The organism is Paraburkholderia sp. Cy-641 (assembly GCF_011752945.1).
In the GTDB taxonomy this organism is placed as follows: domain Bacteria; phylum Pseudomonadota; class Gammaproteobacteria; order Burkholderiales; family Burkholderiaceae; genus Paraburkholderia.
Genome location: NZ_VWWM01000133.1, coordinates 1 through 1,476, shown reverse-complemented (window position 1 = coordinate 1,476; position 1,476 = coordinate 1). Strand labels below are relative to the sequence as shown.

The 1,476-nt window shown below is 63.6% G+C and carries 1 protein-coding gene and 1 tRNA gene; one reads left to right on the top strand and one right to left on the bottom strand.

The window, feature by feature from the left end; translation table 11 throughout:
* Positions 1 to 21: 21 nt before the first annotated feature.
* Positions 22 to 98: transfer RNA gene (locus F3J20_RS31670), tRNA-Met, on the top strand.
* Between the two features lie 405 nt (positions 99 to 503).
* Here F3J20_RS31670 and F3J20_RS31665 read toward each other — a convergent pair.
* Positions 504 to 1,476, bottom strand: a 973-nt coding sequence (locus tag F3J20_RS31665) for a hypothetical protein (protein ID WP_167285833.1), incomplete at its 5' end; no start/stop codon positions are given.

The following is a 1,476-nucleotide window of genomic DNA, read 5'->3' as shown; positions in this document are numbered from 1 at the left end:
TATAATCTTTTCTTCGACGGACGCGGGGTGGAGCAGTCTGGCAGCTCGTCGGGCTCATAACCCGAAGGTCGTAGGTTCAAATCCTACCCCCGCAACCAGTCAAATCAAAGGGTTACAGCATTTTTGCGCGTAACCCTTTTGTCTTTTCCGGCTTCGTGTAACCACCATGTAACCCGCTGGCGTCGACGCGAATCTGCGCCTGTACGTACCATGCCAAACGGGGTTGAGGCGACCCTGTCGCCGCTCGGGCCTGAAACAGCGCCGTCCGCTCCCGATGATTTCCGCATCCCGATCAGGGCGCGTGGAATGGCGAACCCTGACCATCATTCCCCGGCGACCTACCATACCATCTGGTAGACGCGCAATCGTGAATCCCCGCATTCCGGGAAAACGCCCCGGAATCCGCTCGCAAGACATTGAGCCCTCTCCCAAATCCGTTATCAAAAGCTATCATTTTTGCAGGCTGCGGTGCCTGTCGATCCGTGCAGTGTCAGAGCGCGGCCTTATCCGGCTCCCCCCCGCACGTCATAACGCGAGCGCAGATGCGGCTTCTTCGTGATACGCAGCCGGAAGCACGCCGGGCACCAGGCACCACGATGGATCACGTTGCCCGGCAGGCTTTCCCATACATGCCCCATCGAACATTGCCATACGAGTCTGGCCTTGCTGCCCAGATACACGGTACTGAGACATTGGCCGCCGCGCTCATGGGCGACCGCCCGCATCTGTTCGAGCGTCGAGCGCTTCGACTCGTTCGCGCAATGCCGGCACCAGCTTCCCGCAATGACCAGATGCGCCCGAGCGCTCCACTCGTGCCCGTGCGCGCACCGGAAACGGTAGCGGGCCGCGACCGTGGAATAGCCTTCGTCCAGGCACTCGCCGCCGTACGATTGCGCGAGCGCCCTGAGTCGCGCCATCCCGTTCGGGTCACGCTGGTTTTCGCCATGCCGCTGGCTCGCGCAACGCGGACACCATCTGCCCTCGACGATTCTCGCCGCCACCGCCTGCCACTGGTGACCCCGCGCGCATTCCCACCGATGCGCCCCCCTCATCCCGCCATACGACGACGCGAGGCAGCGGCCGCCATGCGCTGCGGCGGTGTCCTGCAACCGCCTGAGGCCGTCCGGCAGCGTCATCCGCGCGGATCGCCGCCCGGCCGCACATGCCGGGCAGCCCGTGCCCTCCACGATCTTGCGGGCCTCGACGGTCCATGCATGGCCGTTGCCGCAGGTGAAAGTGTGTCGAGCGGTTAATCCGCGAAAGGCGTTATCGCTGCACCGGAAGCCTTTCTGCTTCAGGACAGCGAAGAAATGCTGGCGGATTTCGTCCGCCTGGCACTGCTGGCACGTCGTGTTGCCCTTCAGCAGACGCGAGCCATGTCGTGTAAAACGATGCCCGTTCCGGCAGATGACCGGGTACACCGCTTTTCCGCCGGCCCACTGCGTAGCCAGCAGCGTCATGCCGCTGGCGGCAGCC